Raw genomic sequence first — 16,705 nt, forward strand, 5'->3', positions numbered from 1 at the left:
GCAGTGCTCCGATCAGCACTCCACCCAGCTGACCGCCAGGCCGCCCCGTGAAGTTTCTTTGTATTTGTCATGCATATCGGCGCCGGTATCGCGCATGGTGCGGATCACCCGGTCGAGGGAAATGAAGTGTTTGCCGTCACCGCGCAGGGCCATTTGCGTGGCGTTGATCGCCTTGACGGCGGCGATGGCGTTGCGCTCGATGCATGGCACTTGCACCAAGCCGCCGACCGGGTCGCAGGTGAGGCCCAGGTTGTGCTCCAGGCCGATCTCGGCGGCGTTTTCCAGCTGCTCGGGAGTTGCACCGAGCACGTCCGCCAAGCCGGCGGCGGCCATGGCGCAGGCCGAGCCGACTTCGCCCTGGCAGCCGACTTCGGCGCCGGAGATGGAGGCGTTTTTCTTGCACAGGATGCCGACGGCGGCGGCAGCCAGGAAGAAATTGACCACATCGTCGTCGGACGCGTCGGCATTGAACTTCATGTAGTAATGCAGCACGGCCGGGATGATCCCGGCGGCGCCGTTGGTCGGCGCGGTGACCATGCGCCCGCCGGCGGCGTTTTCTTCGTTGACGGCGAGGGCGAACAGGTTGACCCATTCCATGGCCGACAAGGTAGAAGTAATGACATTCGGCTTGCCGATTTCCAACAGGCTGCGGTGCAGTTTCGCGGCGCGGCGCGGCACGTCCAGGCCACCCGGCAGGATGCCTTCATCGCGCAGGCCTTGCTCCACGCATTCGCGCATCACCGACCAGATATGCAGCAGGCCGCTGCGAATATCTGCATCGCTGCGCCATGCGCGTTCGTTGGCCATCATCAGTTCGGAAACCCGCAGGCCGTGCTTGTTGCACAAGGCCAGCAGCTCGACGGCGCTGGAGAAGTCGTAGGGCAATTGCACATCGCTGGTCGGCGCAATGCCAGAGGCTGCCTCGGCCGCTTCGATAATGAAACCACCGCCCACCGAGTAGTAGGTCTGCTCGCTCAGCAGGCCGTTTTCACCGTAGGCATGCAGGGACATGGCGTTGGGATGGTAGGGCAGGCTTTCGTCCAGCAGCAGGAGGTCGGTGTGCCAGTTGAAGGCAATCTCCTGTTGGCCTGCGAGCAATAGGCGGCCGGATTCGCGCAGTTGCTGGATACGGGCATTGATCGAGGTGGGATCGACGGTGTCTGGCCACTCGCCCATCAAGCCCATTACGCAGGCGCGGTCGGTGGCATGGCCGACACCGGTGGCGGACAGCGAGCCATACAGGCGCACCTCCACACGGTGAGTGTGGTTCAGCAGTTGTTGGTCGATCAGGGCCTGTGCAAAGGTCGCCGCCGCGCGCATGGGGCCGACGGTATGGGAGCTGGAAGGGCCGATGCCCACCTTGAATAGATCAAATACACTGATAGCCATGCTAAAGCCTTACAAGCAATGGAGTAGGAATCGCTGCCATGTTTTGTAGGACGAGCGCAATTGGCGCGATACTGAGCCTCTAGCACGGCACTGACCAACGAATTATCCTAAGACACCCTTTAGCAGGACTAAACGCTATGACCCGGCCCCTTCATGGCCAGACGTATGTCTGGCTGCACGTTTTTTCCTGTGCAGCGCGGCACCTGTCGTTCACCCGTTGCGCCGAAGAACTGCACATCACACCGGGCGCGGTGAGCCAGCAAATTCGTCAGTTGGAGGAGCGATTGGGGTTTCGTTTGTTTCATCGGCGCGCCCGTGGGGTGGAGCTCAGTGCCGAGGGGCAGCGCCTGGCCGCGACGGTGGGGGAGGCCTACGGCAGCATCGATACCGAATTGCAGCGGTTGGACGCGGGCATGATCAGCGGCACCCTGCGCCTGCGCTCGATCCCGTCGTTTCTCGGCAAGTGGCTGACCCCGCGTCTGCCGCGCCTGCAGCAGCGCTTTCCGGATATTCAGCTGCGCATGGTCGCCGAGGACAGCAGCATCGCCCTGCACGAGGGCGACTTCGACCTGGCCATCGACTTGAATGACGGCAGTTACCCCGGCCTGTTATCCACAGCCTTGCTCGACGAGCAGATTTTCCCGGTGTGCGCGCCGAGCCTGCTGCGCGGTCGCCCACCGTTGCATGGTCCGGCCGACCTGGTGCATTTCCCGCTGCTGCATGACATCACCGCCTGGCGTGGGAGCTATGAGTATGCGGAGTGGGAGTTTTACCTGAATGCCATCGGCTACCACGACGCCGATGTGCGCCGTGGCCATACCTTCAACCGTAACCACCTGACCATTGAGGCCGCCATCGCCGGCATGGGCGTGGCCATCGCACGGCGTACGTTGCTTAATGATGAGTTGGAGCGCGGCACCCTGATCGTGCCCTTCGGCCTGGCTGTGCCTAACCATAAACGCTACGTGTTGCTGTATGCGCCGGGTGCGCTGAGCCATCCGGGTGTGCGTGCGGTGCATGATTGGCTGGTGGAAGAAGCGGAGATCTTTCGCGGATTGCATCCGTTGGGAGAGGGGCAATTGTGAGGTTAGCTGTGCGTAAGAAGATGTAACTAACTCCCCACCCTAACAGCGTTTTTGCTCGTAGTCAGACTTAATTTGTAATGTGGGATTTATCTTTGCAAAGGGGTTGAATTGTTCTGCGGACTGCTCAATTGTGTAATCAAGAGGTCATGGTTTCACCACCCCGGTGTCGCAGTTGTGACCTCTCGCGAGCTAGCTGAAATAAGGGAAGAACTATGCAAATCCAAGTCAATAGCGATAACCATATTGAAAGCAGCATCCGACTGGAGGAGTGGGTACGTACTACCATTGAGAGCACGCTCGAACGCTACGAAGAAGACCTGACCCGAGTGGAGGTCTACCTGCGGGATGAGAACGGCGACAAGCCCGGTCCCCACGATTTGAGTTGCCGCCTGGAAGCGCGGCCAAAAGGCCATCAGCCGCTGTCGGTGCTGCACAAGGCCGATACCCTGGAACAGGCGATCGACGGTGCGGCGACCAAGCTGGACCATGCGTTGGAACATCTGTTTGGCAAACTGCAAGGCAAGCCGCGCGCTGCCGGGAAAAGCCAGCCGACCACCAAAGTCAATGAAGATGAGCTAGAGCAGGAGTTTCTGGAAAAAGAACGTGCCGTGTTCAACGGCTGATAACTTTCTCACGCTCCACTAAGAACGGGCCTGCATTTGCAGGCCCGTTTTCATTTACTGCCCGCGTCGGAAAAAGTACCGGCTCGATAGCGCCAGCCCACAGGCACCCAACCCTGCAAACAGCATCGCCCAGCCGGCACCATGACGCAGTGCGGCCTGGGCCTGCGCGACGCTCACCCCCGGTACATCGAGCTTACCCGCCGCGATGTTCTGGCTGATGCCCGGCCAATCCAGCGCCGTGGCGCCCGGCAGCACATTGGCCAGTTGAGCGCTGATCCCCAGCAACAGCACCAACCCCATCAACGCGATGTTGAGCGCCAGGGTAATCAGCCGTGCGCTCAGGTCGATGCCCGAGGCCATGCCGGCGCGGTCCGCCGACACCGAGCCCGTGGTGGTGTTGGTGGTGGGGGAGTTGGTCAGTGCCAGGCCCACGCCGGCAATGATGCAACTGGCCAGGATCAGCAGGATGCTGGGTTGCGCCGCCCGATTGGCGGCGGCCATGGCCAGGAAACTCGCACCCATCAAACCCAGGCCCAACGGGATGATGCGCTCGGCGCCGTAGCGCAGGGCCAGGCGCTCCGCCAGCGGCGGCACCAGCAGCGTGGGCAGGGTGTAGGCGAGCAGGGCGCCGCCGCTGGTCAGCGTGTCGTAGCCCAGGCCCGCCTGGAAATACAGCGGCAGGTAGATCATGAACGGCCAGAAGCTGAAGTTCATGCCGATGGAACCCATCAAGGCGCCATTGAAGCGCTGGATGCGGAACACCGAGAAGTCGAACATCGGGTGGGCGCTGCGTCGCTCAACGACGATGAACAGCAGCAACCCGGCCACCGCCAGCCCAGCCCAACCGAGCATGATCGGTGTGCCAAAACCGTTCTCGGTGCCCTGGGTGATGAAATAGACCAGCGCGAACACTGACAGCGTCAAGGTGAGCATACCGGCGATGTCCAGGCGGTGGCTGGCCGGGTCGCGGGATTCCTGCACGCTCACGTGCAGCAGCACCAGGGTGAACACGGTGAGCGGCACATGCACCAGGAACACCCAGCGCCAGTCCGCTACCGCCAGGATCAATGCGCCCACCATCGGCCCGAAGCCCAGGCCCACGCCAGCGATCACGCCCCAGATCGCGAACGCCCGTGCCCGCGCCGCCGGTTCGCGAAACAGGTGCGACAGAATCGCGAACTGGCAAATCATCATCGCCCCGGCGCCCACGCCCTGGACGAAGCGTGCGGCAATCAGCGTCGGTGCATCGTTCGCCAGCCCGCACGCCAGCGAAGCCAGCCCGAACAACCACAGACACAGCACCAGCATGCGCTTGCGACCAAAGCGGTCGGCCAGGGTGCCAGCGGCCATCAACACGCTGGTGCAGGCCAGGGTGTAGGCATTCATGATCCATTGGGCATCCTGGAAACCCGTGCCCAGTTGCTGTTCCAGCGTGGGCAGGATCACCGGCACGCTGGAGATCTCCAGGCCGAACATCAGGGCGACAAGGCATACGGCGGTGAGGGCGAGGCCGTTTCTGGCGGAGCGGGGTGGGTTGGCGGCCGATAACGTGGCGGCGGGTGGCATGGGATTCTCCTGAGGTTGAGGGATTGTTAGATTTTCAGGGGAATCTGTTTCTTTATTCGTGATAAGTTTTCCGGCAATAAGGGAATCATGGGCGACAATATAATCATGACCACTGCGCGTTTTGATGGCGTTGAACTGTTTCTGCAGATCGTCGAGAGCGGCAACCTCACGGAGGCTGCCGAACGCCTGAACCTGACGCGTTCGGCGGTGGGCAAGGGCCTGGCACGGCTGGAGGCGCGGCTGGGGACTTGCCTGTTGCAGCGCTCCACTCGCCGCCAGCGTCTGACGGAGGACGGGCAGGCGTACTACGAGCATTGTCTGCGCGCACTGGCCGAACTCGAAGCCGCTGAATCGGTGCTGGAAAGCGGCCGGCAGCAGCCACGCGGCAGACTGCGCGCCAGCGTGCCGCTGGCTTTCGGGCATCACTATGCGGCGCCCGCTTTGTGGGGGTTGATGGACCGCTATCCGGAACTGGAGATCGAGGTGTGTTTCGCTGACCGCATGACCGACCTGGTGCAGGAAGGCTTTGATATCGCTGTGCGAATCGGCCCTTTGCCCGACACCGACCGCTTGAGTGCACGGCGCCTGGGTGAACAATCTGTGGGGCTGGCCGCTTCACCGGCGTACTTGCAGCGGGTGGGGCGGATTGAATCGACGGATGACCTTGCCGGCCACCGCGGCATTGCCTACCGCAGCAATACGCCGCACCGCTCGCGGGTCGTTTCGCCGTTGGTGCTGGATGACCTCCAGGCCGTGGCGGACGCTGCCATCGCGGGCGTCGGCCTGGCCTGGTTGCCCAGTTGGTTGATTGCACACTACGTGCTGCGCGGGCAATTGGAAGCGGTGTTGCCCGCCTACCGTGAGCAACCCTCGCCGATCCACGTGATCTGGCCGACCGCCGCGCATATGCCGGCCAAAACCCGTTGCGCCATCGACGCTTTGGTCGCAGCTACCCCCAGTTGCCTGGCGGGCAGTTAGAAGCAGACGGTCGGGGATGAGCAGTGTCCATTGTGGCAAGCCCGCTCGCCACAACAAATCTGCTCACCACAGGGAGTGCTTCTCGCGCGGTTAGAACGCGATCGAGGTCTGCACGTACACCGTGCGTGGCTCGCCGACGTATTTGCCTTTGTTGTTATCGTCGAACGAGCGCGTGTAGTACTGCTTGTTGAAGATGTTTTTCACCCCCACCGCCACATTCAGATCCGACAACTGCGGGCCGAAGTCATACGCGGCGCGGCTGCTGAACAACATGTAGCCGGGGATGCGCCCATTCGCACCGTCGGCGCTTTCGGCCTGGGTGTTGGCGTTGTCGGCGAACTGGCTGCTCTGGTAGCTGCTGTCCAGGTTGAGCTTCCAGCGACCTTCGGTGTAACCCACGCCCAGGGTGCCTTTGTGCTTGGACGAGAAGGGTACGCGGTTGCCTTTGTTCGGGCCGTCCTCGCGGATGGTGGCGTCGACATAAGCGTAGGTGGCGTACACATCAAAGCCGGCCAGTGCCGGGCTCAAGCCATCGAGCGCGTAGTTGACGCTGGTCTCGATGCCCTGGTGGCGGGTTTCGCCACGGGCAATCACCGAGTCGTTGGTCTGGTTGCTTTCGTACTGGTTGTCGAAGTTGATCAGGAACGCGCCGATTTCCGCACGCAAGGTGCCGTCGTCGTAGCGGGTGCCCAGTTCCCAGGTACGGGCTTTTTCCGGTTTCACTTCGCCGCTGGTCACGCGGTTGGGCATCTGGCTGTACTGCACGCTGCCGAACGAACCTTCGGTGTTGGCATAGAGGTTCCAGCTGTCGGTGAGGTGGTAAAGCACGTTCAGCGCTGGCAGCGCGGTGTTGTAGTCGCCTTTGTACTTGACGTGGGTGAGGTTGTTGGTTTGCTGGGACTCGATCATCTCGTAGCGCACGCCCGGGGTGATGGTCCACTTGCCGATATCAATCCGGTCGTCGATGAAAAATGCGTTGGCTTCGGTGCCGCCACGGGTGTCGCGGTCGTTGCGGCTGTTGGTGGTGGGGATCTGCTGGTTGGCGGCAATCGGCGTGCGGTAGCGCAGTTCGTGGCCGGCTTCGTTGATGTAGCGGTAACCGACGCCCACTTCGTGGCTGGTCGGGCCTAAATCAAAGCCTTGGGCGAAACGGGTTTCCAGGCCTCTTACCCAGTACTCGCGCGGGGACAGCGAGAGGAAGGTGCCTTGGTCCAGATAACCGCTGCGCAAGGTCTTGGTGAAGAAGCTGTTCACGGTGAATTCGCGACGGTCCTGTTCATAGCGATAGCCGACGTTGAACATCGTACGGCGGCCCCAGAACTTGTCGTAGGGGCGGGTGGACTGGTACGGATCGGCCTTGTAGTCCGCAACGTTCAACCCCCCAGGCATATCGGCCTGGCCTTCGTAATACTGCGCCATGGCGTTGAAGCTGTTGGCGTCGTCGAGCTGGTATTTGCCCTTGAAGATCAGGTCGTCGATGCGCGTGTTGCTGTTCTCGCGCCAGTCGCCGCCACGGGTGCCGGAGTACAGCAGCGCACCGCCAAGGCCGTTGTCGGCCGTGCCGCCGGCCAGCAGGTTGCCGGTGGTCTTGAAGCCGTCATGGCTGGAGGAGGGGCTGGTTTCGGTCTGCAGGCCGCCTTTGACGGTAGGCGCATCCGGAATCGCGCGGGTCACGAAGTTGACCACGCCCCCGACGTTCTGCGGGCCGTAGCGCACGGCGCCGCCGCCACGCACCACGTCGACGGCATCCATGTTGCCCATGCTGATCGGCGCGAACGACAGTTGGGGTTGGCCGTACGGCGCAAACGGCACCGGGATACCGTCCATCAGTACGGTGGAACGCGAGGCCAGGCGCGGGTTGAGGCCGCGAATACCGAAGTTCAGCGCCATGTCGTGGCTGCCGGTGCCGTTGTTGTCCGGGGCGTTGACGCCGGGGATGCGATTGAGCACGTCCTTGGCCTGGGTGGCGCCCTGGCGTTCGAATTCTTCGCGGCGGATCACATCACGGGCGCCGGGGTGTTCGAACACGTTGGTCTGTGCTGCGTCGCCGAGCCAGTCGCCGACCACGCTGGAGGTGCCCAACTCGATAGTTGCCGGTGCACTGGCCGGCTGCAGGCTGTAGGCATTGTCGCCTTCGGCGCGGGCTTGCAGGCCGGTGCCTTCCAGCAGTTTCTGCAGGCCGTCTGCGGCGCCATAGTTACCCGACAAGCCACGGCTCTGCATGCCTGCGGTGACTTGCGAGCCGAAGGAGATCAGCACACCCGCTTCACGTCCGAATTGATTCAACGCCGCTTCCAGCGAAGTCGGCGCGATGTGATAAGGCTTGGCCTCGTCTGCCATAGCGTGTGGCAGTACCGTAAGACTCAGGCTGGCGCCAAGCAGGAGTTGGCGCAGGGTGCGGGCGAGAAGCGTCGGTTGCTGGGACATGAAGAGCGGTCCTGAGAAGGAAGGATCAAGGGGGCTTTCCTTCTCTGTCACGCGAGGTGTGGAAAACGGCTCACAGTGTTTGAAATTAATTTCAGGCGCGTGCCTGCACCGTCACCCAATACCGCGTGAAGCGGCGTACTTTCACCGGCAGGCTCACTTCCAGCAGGTCCAGAATGCGTTCACTGTCGTCCAGCGGGTAGCTGCCGGAGATCAACAGGTTGGCCACCTGCGGGTCGCAGTTGACCTGGCCACGACGATAACGGCCGAGTTCGCCGAGGAAATCTTCCAGGCGCATGTGGGAGGCGACCAGCATGCCGTCGGCCCAGGCACCGCTGTTGGCGTCGGTAGGGCGCGGGGTATCCCAGCCTTTGCGGGTGAAGTTGACCTGGCGCGCGGCCTCGACCATCAGCGGCAGGCCGCTGTAGGTGTTGGGCATTACCTCGACGCGGCCATCGAATACCGCCAGCTGGGTGTGGTCGTTGAACTGGCGCACGTTCATGCGTGCCGCGTGGCTGGTAAGTAGACCCTGGCCGGTCAACACGTTAAGCGGTGTGTTGCCGGCGAAACCGGTCAGCAGGATTTCGCCTTCAAGCAGGCGGATCAGTCGTTGCTGGCCATCGAAGTGCACATCCACTGCGCTGCCGGTATTGAGCTGCAACTGGCTGCCATCGGCCAATTGCACCTTGCGCCGCTGGCCGATGGGGCTGCGGTAATCGGCGGTCAGCGGCGGCAGGATATGTTGCTGGCGCAGGCCCCAGGCGGCGGCCGAACCGGCACCGAGGATCAACAGCAACTTGAGCGCTTGGCGGCGGCTGGTGGAGGTTGGCGCGTTCAACGCCGCGTGGGCCAGCGGCGAGGGCATGCCGCGCAGGCGCTGGTTGACGCGTTGCATATGGTCCCAGGCGCGCTGGTGTTCGCTGTGGGCGTTCAGCCAGTGTTGCCAAGCGGCCTGCTGGCGTGGGTTGAGGCCGCCTTGCTGCATTTCCATCAGCCAATGCACGGCCTGTTCGGCGACTTGAGTGGAGAAGGTCATAGGGCGAAATAGCAGCGCATGGCCGCTTTGGTCAGGTGACGCTTGACGGTGGCGATGGAAATCCCCAACTCAGCGCCGATTTGCGCGTAGGTCAGGCCATCCAGCTGGGCCAGCAGGAAGGCGCGCTTGACCTGCACGGGCAGGCCATCGAGCAGTTGGTCCAGCTCGACCAGGGTTTGCAGGATGATTGCGCGTTCTTCTTCGGATGGCGCCACGTGTTCGGGCATGTGTGCCAGGGCATCGAGGTAGGCGCGTTCCAGGTCCTGGCGGCGGTAGAAGTTGAACAGCACGCGCTTGGCAACCGTGGTGAGAAACGCACGGGGCTCGACCAGCGTGGGGGTTTCCCGCGCGGTGAGCACGCGCATGAAGGTGTCCTGGGCCAGGTCAGCGGCGCTTTCCGGGCAGCCGAGCTTGCGTCGCAACCAGCCGGTGAGCCAGCGGTGATGGTCGGTGTACAAAACTTCGACGGTGTTGGACGGGCTCAACGGGGACACTCCACAAGCATCGCCATGCTTTAGAGAACAAGAATTGTTCGCATTGTAGGGGCCGTGAAGGGCTTCGGCAATCCATCCGCGCAGGTGATTCATCCGTTCTGTTTTGCTTATGAGAATATTTATCATTAATATTGCGCGCTGATGAACCTGGCGCCTCCCGCATGAAAAGCAAAACCTCGCTGCCTGTCTCTTATCGTCTTGCCGTGACCTCGCGTGTGTTGGCTGCCGTGGTGGGCGGTTACCTGATGGCGTCCCTGGCCAGTATCTGCCTGGCGCTGTGGCTGCCCACCTCCCGCGCCGATGCGGTGATCACCGGGATGATGAGTTCCTTCGTGTTCTACCTGCTGGCAGTCATCTGGTGTTTCGCCTGCCGCAGCGCCGCACGTGCCTGGTTCGGCGTGATGCTGCCAAGTGCCGCGTTTGCCACCTTGGCGGGCGTGGGCTTGTGGATGACACGGGTATGAAAGAGGGTTTCCGTCAGGCGATGGCCTGGTTGCACACCTGGGCCGGGCTGATCTTTGGCTGGCTGCTGTTTGCGATTTTCCTGACAGGCACCTTGTCGTATTTCAAGGATGAGATCAGCCATTGGATGCAGCCTGAAGTGCAGGCCCGTCCCCTGGACGATGCACGCAGCCTCACCGTCGCCCAAACCTATCTGCAGCAGGTCGCACCCACCGCCGCTCGCTGGTTCATTACCTTGCCGGATAGCCGCGATCCCGGCCTGTCGGTGATGTGGCAGGACAAAGTCGACCCCGGCAAGCGTGGCAACTTCATCCAGAAAACCCTCGACCCCGTCACCGGCCAGGCCGTGCAGGCCCGTGAAAGCATGGGCGGCGAGTTCTTCTATCGTTTCCATTTCCAGCTGCAAATGCCTTACCCGTGGGGCCGCTGGCTGTCGACCATCGCCGCGATGGTGATGTTCATCGCGCTGATCACCGGCATCATCACCCACAAGAAAATCTTCAAGGACTTCTTCACCTTCCGCCCCCGCAAAGGCCAGCGTTCCTGGCTCGACGGGCACAACGCGGTGGGTGTGCTGGTGCTGCCCTTCCATCTGATGATCACCTACAGCAGCCTGGTGATCTTCATGAGCATGGTGATGCCGGCGCCGATCCTGGCTTCCTACGGCAACGACACCCGCGCCTTTTTCAGCGAGGTGTTCCCGAATACCAACAACGCCCCTGCATTGGGCCAGCCAGCCACATTGCTGCCGCTGGTGCCGATGTACGAGCAGGCGCGGGCGCAGTGGGCGGGTGGGCATGTGGGGCGTGTGGCGGTGAATAACCCCAGCGATGTGAACGCCTCGGTCAATGTGTTCCGCGCAGGTTCCGACAGCGTGGTGCACGATTTCGGCAGTACTGTGTCCTTCAATGGCAGCACCGGCGAACTGTTGCGAGTGAGTGGCGGGCAGTCGCTGCCGGCTGCCATCGGCGGCAGTTTCTATGGCCTGCACATGGGCCATTTCGCCGGCCCGGTGCTGCGCTGGTTGTACTTTATCTGCGGCCTCGCGGGCACGGCGATGATCGGCACCGGGCTGGTCATCTGGCTTGGCAAGCGTCAGCTCAAGCACGCCAAGACCGGCGTGATGCCCTTCGAATTGCGATTGGTGGAAGTGCTCAACATTGCCAGCATGTCCGGGCTGATGATCGCTATCGCGGCGTTCTTCTGGGCCAACCGCCTGCTGCCGGTGAGCTTCGCCGAGCGTTCCGACTGGGAAGTGCAGACCTTCTTTATTGCCTGGGGCCTGAGCCTGCTTCACGCCATCCTGCGGCGTGGCCGCCAGGGCTGGGTCGAGCAGTTGAGCGTCGGCGCATTGCTGTTTATTGCCATTCCATTGCTCAACGCGTTGACCACCTCGCATCACCTGGGCGTTTCATTGGCCACCGGCGACTGGGCCATGGCCGGCTTCGACCTGACGTGCCTGGCCAGCGGCGTGTTCCTCGGCTGGGCAGCCTGGAAGATGCAGCACCGCACCGTGCCTGCGCCCAAGGCCGAACGTGCACGCGGGTTGACGCTCAAGCAGGAGGCGAACTGAATGCTACTGGCGCTGCTGATGTGCTACGTCGGGTTCACCGCATTGTGCTTATCCACCGACCGTCATCACGGTGAGTTGCTGCACAGCAAACTCTCGTCCCGTCGGCGTACGGGGTTGCGTGTGGTCGGGTGGTTGCTGCTGACCGTGTCGATCTGGCCCGCCGTGGCCATCGCCGGTTGGGGCCAGGGCCTGGTGGAGTGGTGCGCCGTGTTGATGCTCAGCGCATTGCTGCTGGTGTTGCTGTTGCCATATAGGCCAAGGCTGGCCTTGATCCTGGCGGGTGTCGGCCTGCTCGCCAGCCCCGTTGCAGCCTTCGCCACCCTCTGAGCCCGCCCATGATGATCAGCACCCCACCCGAACCCCAGGACAGCCAGCACGCTGACGCGGCCGGTGGGCGTGCGCATTTCCTGCAGGTGTTCCTGTCCCAGCGTTCGCAGATGGAGGCCCTGGTGAGTCGCCGCGTGGGGTGCCGCGCGACGGCGGCGGACCTGGTGCAGGACCTGTTCCTGCGCTTCTGGCGCCGGCCGCTGGTGCAGGTCGAAGAACTCAGTACCTACCTGTTGCGCTGCGCCGGCAATATCGCCATCGATCACTTGCGCAGCGAAGGCGCGCGAGTGCGCAGCAACGAAGGCTGGCTGCCCGAACAGCAGGACAACCAAGGCTCCGAGCCCCAGGCGGCGCTGGAAGCTGGCAATGATCTGCGCCATGTCGAAGCGGCCCTGCGCAGCTTGCCCGAGCGCACTCGGCAGATTTTCCTGCTCAACCGCATCCACGGCCGCAAGTACGCAGAAATCGCCAAGGCCATGGGCCTGTCCCAAAGTGCCGTGGAAAAACATATGATGCGTGCCCTCGAAGCCTGTAAAGCCAGCCTTCGCGACCCCTCATCCCCACGCACGCCAGGGAAAGCACCGTGAACGTCACCCCCACGCCCGCCCAGGAACACGCCGCACTGGCCTGGCTGAGCCTGTTGCATGACCAGCCGAGCAGCGGTGACCAGGCCACGTTCAGCCGCTGGCTGCGGGCCGATCCTGCGCATGTCGAGGCGTATGCCCAGGCCCAGGTGCTGTGGGAGTTGAGCGAAGTTCCGGCGCGCAGGCTGGCGGATGAAGAGGCAATGGCCTTGCAGGGCTACCTCAATGCGATGAACACCCCGAAGCGTTCGCGGGTGGTGCGTTGGTCCGGGGCGTTGGCCATGGCTGCGTGCCTGTTGGTGATGGTGTCCATGGGGGCTGGTTGGCAGCCGTCGCGGTGGGTCGATGACTTTGGTGCGGACTACGTGACGGCGCCCGGGGAAATCAAAACCGTCACGCTGGCTGACAAATCCCAGGTCACCCTGGACGCTGACAGCGCCATCGCTGTGGATTTCAACCATGGTGAGCGGCATATCCAGTTGCGTCGCGGCGCCGGTTTTTTCAGCGTGACCCATACCGGTGAGTCGTTCGTGGTGGAGGCGGGCAGCGGTGAAGCGCGGGTGCTGGGTACTCAGTTCGAAGTGCGCCTGCAACCGGCAGGCGCCCAGGTAACGGTGTTGTCCGGGCGGGTTGGCGTGACGCCGTCAAAGCAGGGGCAACAGCAGATTCTTACCGCCGGCCAGCAAGTGGCCTACGCCGATGGCAGTGCCGAACCGATGCATGGGGTCGACAGCGAATCACGCCTGGCCTGGCGCGACGGCTGGCTCAACTACTACAAGGCGCCGCTGGCGGACGTGGTGAAGGACCTGGGCCGTTACTACCCCGGTCGCATCCTGTTGCTCAACGACGAGATGGGCGCCAAACGCGTCAGCGGCAGCTTCCCGAGCAAGGACCCACTGGCGGTGCTGAATGCGTTGCAGGCGGTGCTGGGGTTTGAACAGCACCACGTGCTGGGGCGCATGATCGTGGTGCGCTGATTACTTCAGCGCTGCCATGATCTTCTCCGGGCTGTACTCGCGAATCAGTGTGCCGTTCACGTCCACGAACGGAATCCCACCGCCGCCCAACGCCTCATACGCCTTGCGCGCCTGGGCGTCCTTCTCGATATCGAACGCCTGGTAAGGGATGCCTTTCTGGTCCAGGAAACGGCGGATCTGCTTGCAGTACCCGCACCACTCGGTGGCGTAGAGCGCCACGCGCGCCTTCGCCCGCGTCTGCTCTGGCACCACCTGCGATGGGTTGAACACCCGCTCGATCTTGCCCCAGTTCTGGATCACCACCACCACCAGCAATACCAGCAGGACTTTCTTGAAGACCCCGCCGAGCATCAGTTACGGCGCTTGAGCTGGTCGGTCAGTTGGGTCGGCAGGCCCTTGATGATCAAGGTGCCGGCGGCTTCGTCGTACTCGATCTTGTCGCCCAGCAGGTGTGCTTCAAAGCTGATGGACAGGCCCTCGGCGCGGCCGGTGAAGCGGCGGAACTGGTTGAGGGTGCGTTTATCCGCCGGAATCTCCGGTGACAGGCCGTAGTCCTTGTTGCGGATATGGTCGTAGAACGCCTTTGGCCGATCTTCATCGATCAGCCCCGAGAGTTCTTCCAGGCCCATGGGTTCGCCGAGCTTGGCCTGGCTGCTGGCGTAGTCCACCAGGGTCTTGGTTTTTTCGCGGGCGGATTCGTCCGGCAGGTCTTCGCTCTCCACGAAGTCACTGAACGCCTTGAGCAAGGTGCGGGTTTCGCCCGGGCCGTCGACGCCTTCCTGGCAGCCGATGAAGTCGCGGAAGTATTCCGACACCTTCTTGCCGTTCTTGCCCTTGATAAACGAAATGTACTGCTTGGACTGCTTGTTGTTCTGCCACTCGGACACGTTGATCCGCGCCGCCAGGTGCAGTTGGCCCAGGTCCAGGTGACGGGACGGGGTCACGTCCAGCTCGTCGGTCACCGCCACGCCTTCGCTGTGGTGCAGCAGGGCGATGGCCAGGTAGTCGGTCATGCCCTGTTGGTAGTGGGCGAACAGCACATGCCCGCCGGTGGAAAGGTTGGACTCTTCCATCAGCTTCTGCAGGTGCTCGACCGCCGTGCGGCTGAAGGTGGTGAAATCCTGCCCGCCGTCGAAATACTCCTTCAACCAGCCGCTGAACGGGTGCGCGCCCGACTCGGCATGGAAGAAACCCCAGGCCTTGCCTTGTTTGGCGTTGTAGCTCTCGTTGAGGTCGGCAAGCATGTTCTCGATGGCGGCCGACTCGGCAAGCTCGGAGTCGCGGGCATGGAGAACTGCGGGTGTGCCGTCGGGTTTTTTGTCGATCAGGTGGACGATGCAATGACGGATCGGCATAGGCTTCTCGGCTGGTTGAGAGGGGAGCGGTGGGCCTCCCCGAAAAGTCGCCAAGTGTACCGCACCATTGGCCAAGACGTGCTTCGAAGGGTGTTTTGGGCAGCTTCCGACGGGGCATATGCCTTTTTTTCACGGTTTAGAGCGATAAAGCTGACCAAATGGGTAGGTAGAGGCGGATATTTCCCCGTCTCTGTGCTAGTTTTGCCCCGTCTTACGCCAAGTCTCGGCGATAAGCGTGCATTCAGCATCTGTCAGGTCGAACCAATCCCCGTTTCAAGCATCTATAACCCCGATCTCCGTGGTTATAAGCCTGGGGTGCCAGACCATGACGGTCGGGCTCGACGGCTGACACTGCACTCTGCAATCCATATGAATTTGATAGGGAAGGAACACCACAATGGCTATTACTAAAGACCAACTGATCGCTGACCTGGCTGAAGCAGTAGACGCACCGAAAACTACCGTGCGCGCTCTGCTGGACCAACTGAGCCAAGTTGTTGCTGACCAGCTGGAAAACGGCGGCGAAATCACTCTGCCAGGCGTTGGCAAACTGAAAGTGACCGAGCGTCCTGCCCGTACTGGCCGTAACCCTTCGACTGGCGCTGCCATCGAAATCGCTGCCAAGAAAGTTATCAAGCTGGTTGTGGCCAAAGGCCTGACCGACGCTGTTAACAAGTAAGACGCAGCAAAAAAAACCGTGCTTCGGAGCGATCCGGGCACGGTTTTTTGTTGCCTGCGATTTGTGTCTAGCGCACCCAGCGCTGGCGCCAGATCTGTTGCTCGTTCTTGGTCTGGAAGGTCCAGGCTACAAAGCGGCTCTGCTTCTGCCCCTGGGACATTTCCACCACCTGGCTTTCCAGCACGCCGGCTTTTTTCAGGGCTGTCTCGATCGCGGGCAAGTTCGACGCTTTTGACACCAGGCAACTGAACCACAACACCTTGTGGGCAAAATGCGCACTTTCAGCGATCAGTTGCGTCACAAAGCGCGCTTCGCCACCTTCACACCACAGTTCAGCCGATTGGCCACCAAAGTTCAGCACCGGCAACTTGCGCTTGGGATCGGCCTTGCCCAGGGCGCGCCATTTGCGTTCGCTGCCCTTGGTCGCTTCGTCCATGGACGCATGGAACGGCGGGTTGCACATCGTCAGGTCGAAGCGCTCACCCGGCTCCAGCAAGCCTAGCAGGATCTGCTTGGGGTTGGTTTGCTGGCGCAACTGGATGACCTTGCTCAGGTCGTTGGACTGCACGATGGCCTTGGCTGCGGCCACTGCGATAGGGTCGACCTCGGAGCCGAGGAAGTTCCAGCGGTATTCCATGTAGCCAATCAGCGGGTAGACGCAGTTGGCGCCCATGCCGATGTCCAGCACCTTGACGATCGAACCGCGCGGGATCTTGCCTTCATTGGTGCTGGCCAGCAGGTCGGCGAGGAAATGTACGTAATCCGCACGCCCCGGCACTGGTGGGCACAGGTAGTCGGCCGGAATGTCCCAGTGCTGGATGCCGTAGAAGGCTTTGAGCAGCGCACGGTTGAACACGCGCACCGCATCCGGGCTGGCGAAGTCGATACTTTCCTTGCCGTACGGGTTGATGATCACGAATTGCGCCAGTTCCGGCGTGGTCTTGATCAGCGCCGGGAAGTCGTAGCGGCCTGTGTGGCGGTTGCGCGGATGCAGGGTGGCCTCTTTGCGCGGCACAACGGGCTTGGCCGTGGCTGCGGTTTTAGGCTTCTTGCGCGGAGGTTTTGGCGTGCTGGGGGCGGTCATGATGATTCTGGTGTTGGCTCAAAGTGGTGGGCATTGTCACACATCCTGAGCCTGTCCCGGTCAAATGTG

At 62.1% G+C, this 16,705-nt stretch carries 17 protein-coding genes; 9 read left to right on the forward strand and 8 right to left on the reverse strand.

Features of this window, described 5'->3' with window-relative positions; translation table 11 throughout:
* Positions 1–12: 12 nt before the first annotated feature.
* Entirely contained in the window at positions 13–1,389 is a 1,377-nt protein-coding gene (locus M2497_RS06350; RefSeq protein ID WP_248486389.1) for an L-serine ammonia-lyase, read from the reverse strand.
* Between the two features lie 137 nt (positions 1,390–1,526).
* Here M2497_RS06350 and M2497_RS06355 point away from each other — a divergent pair, with 137 nt between their 5' ends.
* Positions 1,527–2,474 (forward strand): LysR substrate-binding domain-containing protein, encoded by a 948-nt coding sequence (locus tag M2497_RS06355; RefSeq protein WP_248486391.1) that lies wholly within the window; start codon positions 1,527–1,529, stop codon positions 2,472–2,474.
* Between the two features lie 212 nt (positions 2,475–2,686).
* Positions 2,687–3,097, forward strand: a complete 411-nt coding sequence (locus M2497_RS06360) for an HPF/RaiA family ribosome-associated protein (RefSeq protein WP_071488620.1) — start codon at positions 2,687–2,689, stop codon at positions 3,095–3,097.
* A gap of 54 nt (positions 3,098–3,151) precedes the next feature.
* Here M2497_RS06360 and M2497_RS06365 read toward each other — a convergent pair whose 3' ends face one another.
* Entirely contained in the window at positions 3,152–4,663 is a 1,512-nt protein-coding gene (locus M2497_RS06365) for an MFS transporter (RefSeq protein WP_248486393.1), read from the reverse strand.
* A 105-nt stretch (positions 4,664–4,768) separates the two neighbouring features.
* On the opposite strand from M2497_RS06365, the gene M2497_RS06370 reads away from it, so the two are divergent.
* Positions 4,769–5,641 (forward strand): LysR family transcriptional regulator, encoded by an 873-nt coding sequence (locus tag M2497_RS06370; protein ID WP_248488174.1) that lies wholly within the window; start codon positions 4,769–4,771, stop codon positions 5,639–5,641.
* Positions 5,642–5,731: 90 nt separating this feature from the next.
* Here M2497_RS06370 and fecA read toward each other — a convergent pair whose 3' ends face one another.
* From fecA to M2497_RS06385, 3 genes are all read right to left on the reverse strand, one after another.
* Entirely contained in the window at positions 5,732–8,068 is a 2,337-nt protein-coding gene (gene fecA, locus M2497_RS06375) for a TonB-dependent Fe(3+) dicitrate receptor FecA (protein ID WP_248486394.1), read from the reverse strand.
* 91 nt (positions 8,069–8,159) lie between these two features.
* Complete coding sequence (locus M2497_RS06380) at positions 8,160–9,101, reverse strand: FecR domain-containing protein (protein ID WP_248486395.1); 942 nt, start codon at positions 9,099–9,101, stop codon at positions 8,160–8,162.
* Entirely contained in the window at positions 9,098–9,586 is a 489-nt protein-coding gene (locus M2497_RS06385; protein WP_248486396.1) for a sigma-70 family RNA polymerase sigma factor, read from the reverse strand. Before M2497_RS06385 ends, M2497_RS06380 begins: the two co-directional genes overlap by 4 nt.
* A 170-nt stretch (positions 9,587–9,756) precedes the next feature.
* Between M2497_RS06385 and M2497_RS06390 the strand changes: the two genes are divergently transcribed.
* Genes M2497_RS06390 through M2497_RS06410 form a run of 5 tightly spaced genes read left to right on the forward strand, consistent with a single transcriptional unit; the run spans position 9,757 to position 13,518 of the window.
* Positions 9,757–10,059, forward strand: coding sequence for a DUF3649 domain-containing protein (locus M2497_RS06390; protein WP_058425790.1), 303 nt, complete (start codon positions 9,757–9,759; stop codon positions 10,057–10,059).
* Complete coding sequence (locus tag M2497_RS06395; RefSeq protein ID WP_248486397.1) at positions 10,056–11,630, forward strand: PepSY-associated TM helix domain-containing protein; 1,575 nt, start codon at positions 10,056–10,058, stop codon at positions 11,628–11,630. The genes M2497_RS06390 and M2497_RS06395 overlap by 4 nt, the downstream gene beginning before the upstream one ends.
* Complete coding sequence (locus M2497_RS06400) at positions 11,631–11,957, forward strand: DUF3325 domain-containing protein (RefSeq protein WP_248486398.1); 327 nt, start codon at positions 11,631–11,633, stop codon at positions 11,955–11,957.
* A gap of 8 nt (positions 11,958–11,965) precedes the next feature.
* Positions 11,966–12,544, forward strand: a complete 579-nt coding sequence (locus M2497_RS06405) for an RNA polymerase sigma factor (protein WP_248486399.1) — start codon at positions 11,966–11,968, stop codon at positions 12,542–12,544.
* Positions 12,541–13,518, forward strand: a complete 978-nt coding sequence (locus M2497_RS06410) for a FecR family protein (RefSeq protein WP_248486400.1) — start codon at positions 12,541–12,543, stop codon at positions 13,516–13,518. The genes M2497_RS06405 and M2497_RS06410 overlap by 4 nt, the downstream gene beginning before the upstream one ends.
* On the opposite strand, the gene M2497_RS06415 is transcribed toward M2497_RS06410, so the two are convergent.
* Together M2497_RS06415 and yejK are read right to left on the reverse strand one after the other, a co-directional pair.
* Positions 13,519–13,869, reverse strand: coding sequence for a glutaredoxin family protein (locus M2497_RS06415; protein WP_248486402.1), 351 nt, complete (start codon positions 13,867–13,869; stop codon positions 13,519–13,521).
* Positions 13,869–14,873, reverse strand: a complete 1,005-nt coding sequence (gene yejK, locus M2497_RS06420) for a nucleoid-associated protein YejK (RefSeq protein WP_010212893.1) — start codon at positions 14,871–14,873, stop codon at positions 13,869–13,871. Before yejK ends, M2497_RS06415 begins: the two co-directional genes overlap by 1 nt.
* Positions 14,874–15,270: 397 nt before the next feature.
* Between yejK and M2497_RS06425 the strand changes: the two genes are divergently transcribed.
* The gene (locus M2497_RS06425; protein ID WP_003188840.1) at positions 15,271–15,552 is read left to right on the forward strand and encodes an HU family DNA-binding protein; all 282 of its coding nucleotides are present in this window, start codon (positions 15,271–15,273) and stop codon (positions 15,550–15,552) included.
* Positions 15,553–15,619: 67 nt separating this feature from the next.
* On the opposite strand, the gene rlmF is transcribed toward M2497_RS06425, so the two are convergent.
* Positions 15,620–16,636 (reverse strand): 23S rRNA (adenine(1618)-N(6))-methyltransferase RlmF, encoded by a 1,017-nt coding sequence (gene rlmF, locus M2497_RS06430; protein ID WP_071494019.1) that lies wholly within the window; start codon positions 16,634–16,636, stop codon positions 15,620–15,622.
* Between the last annotated feature and the right edge of the window lie 69 nt (positions 16,637–16,705).

This window comes from Pseudomonas sp. CYM-20-01 (assembly GCF_023169845.1).
Lineage (GTDB): Bacteria > Pseudomonadota > Gammaproteobacteria > Pseudomonadales > Pseudomonadaceae > Aquipseudomonas > Aquipseudomonas azotoformans.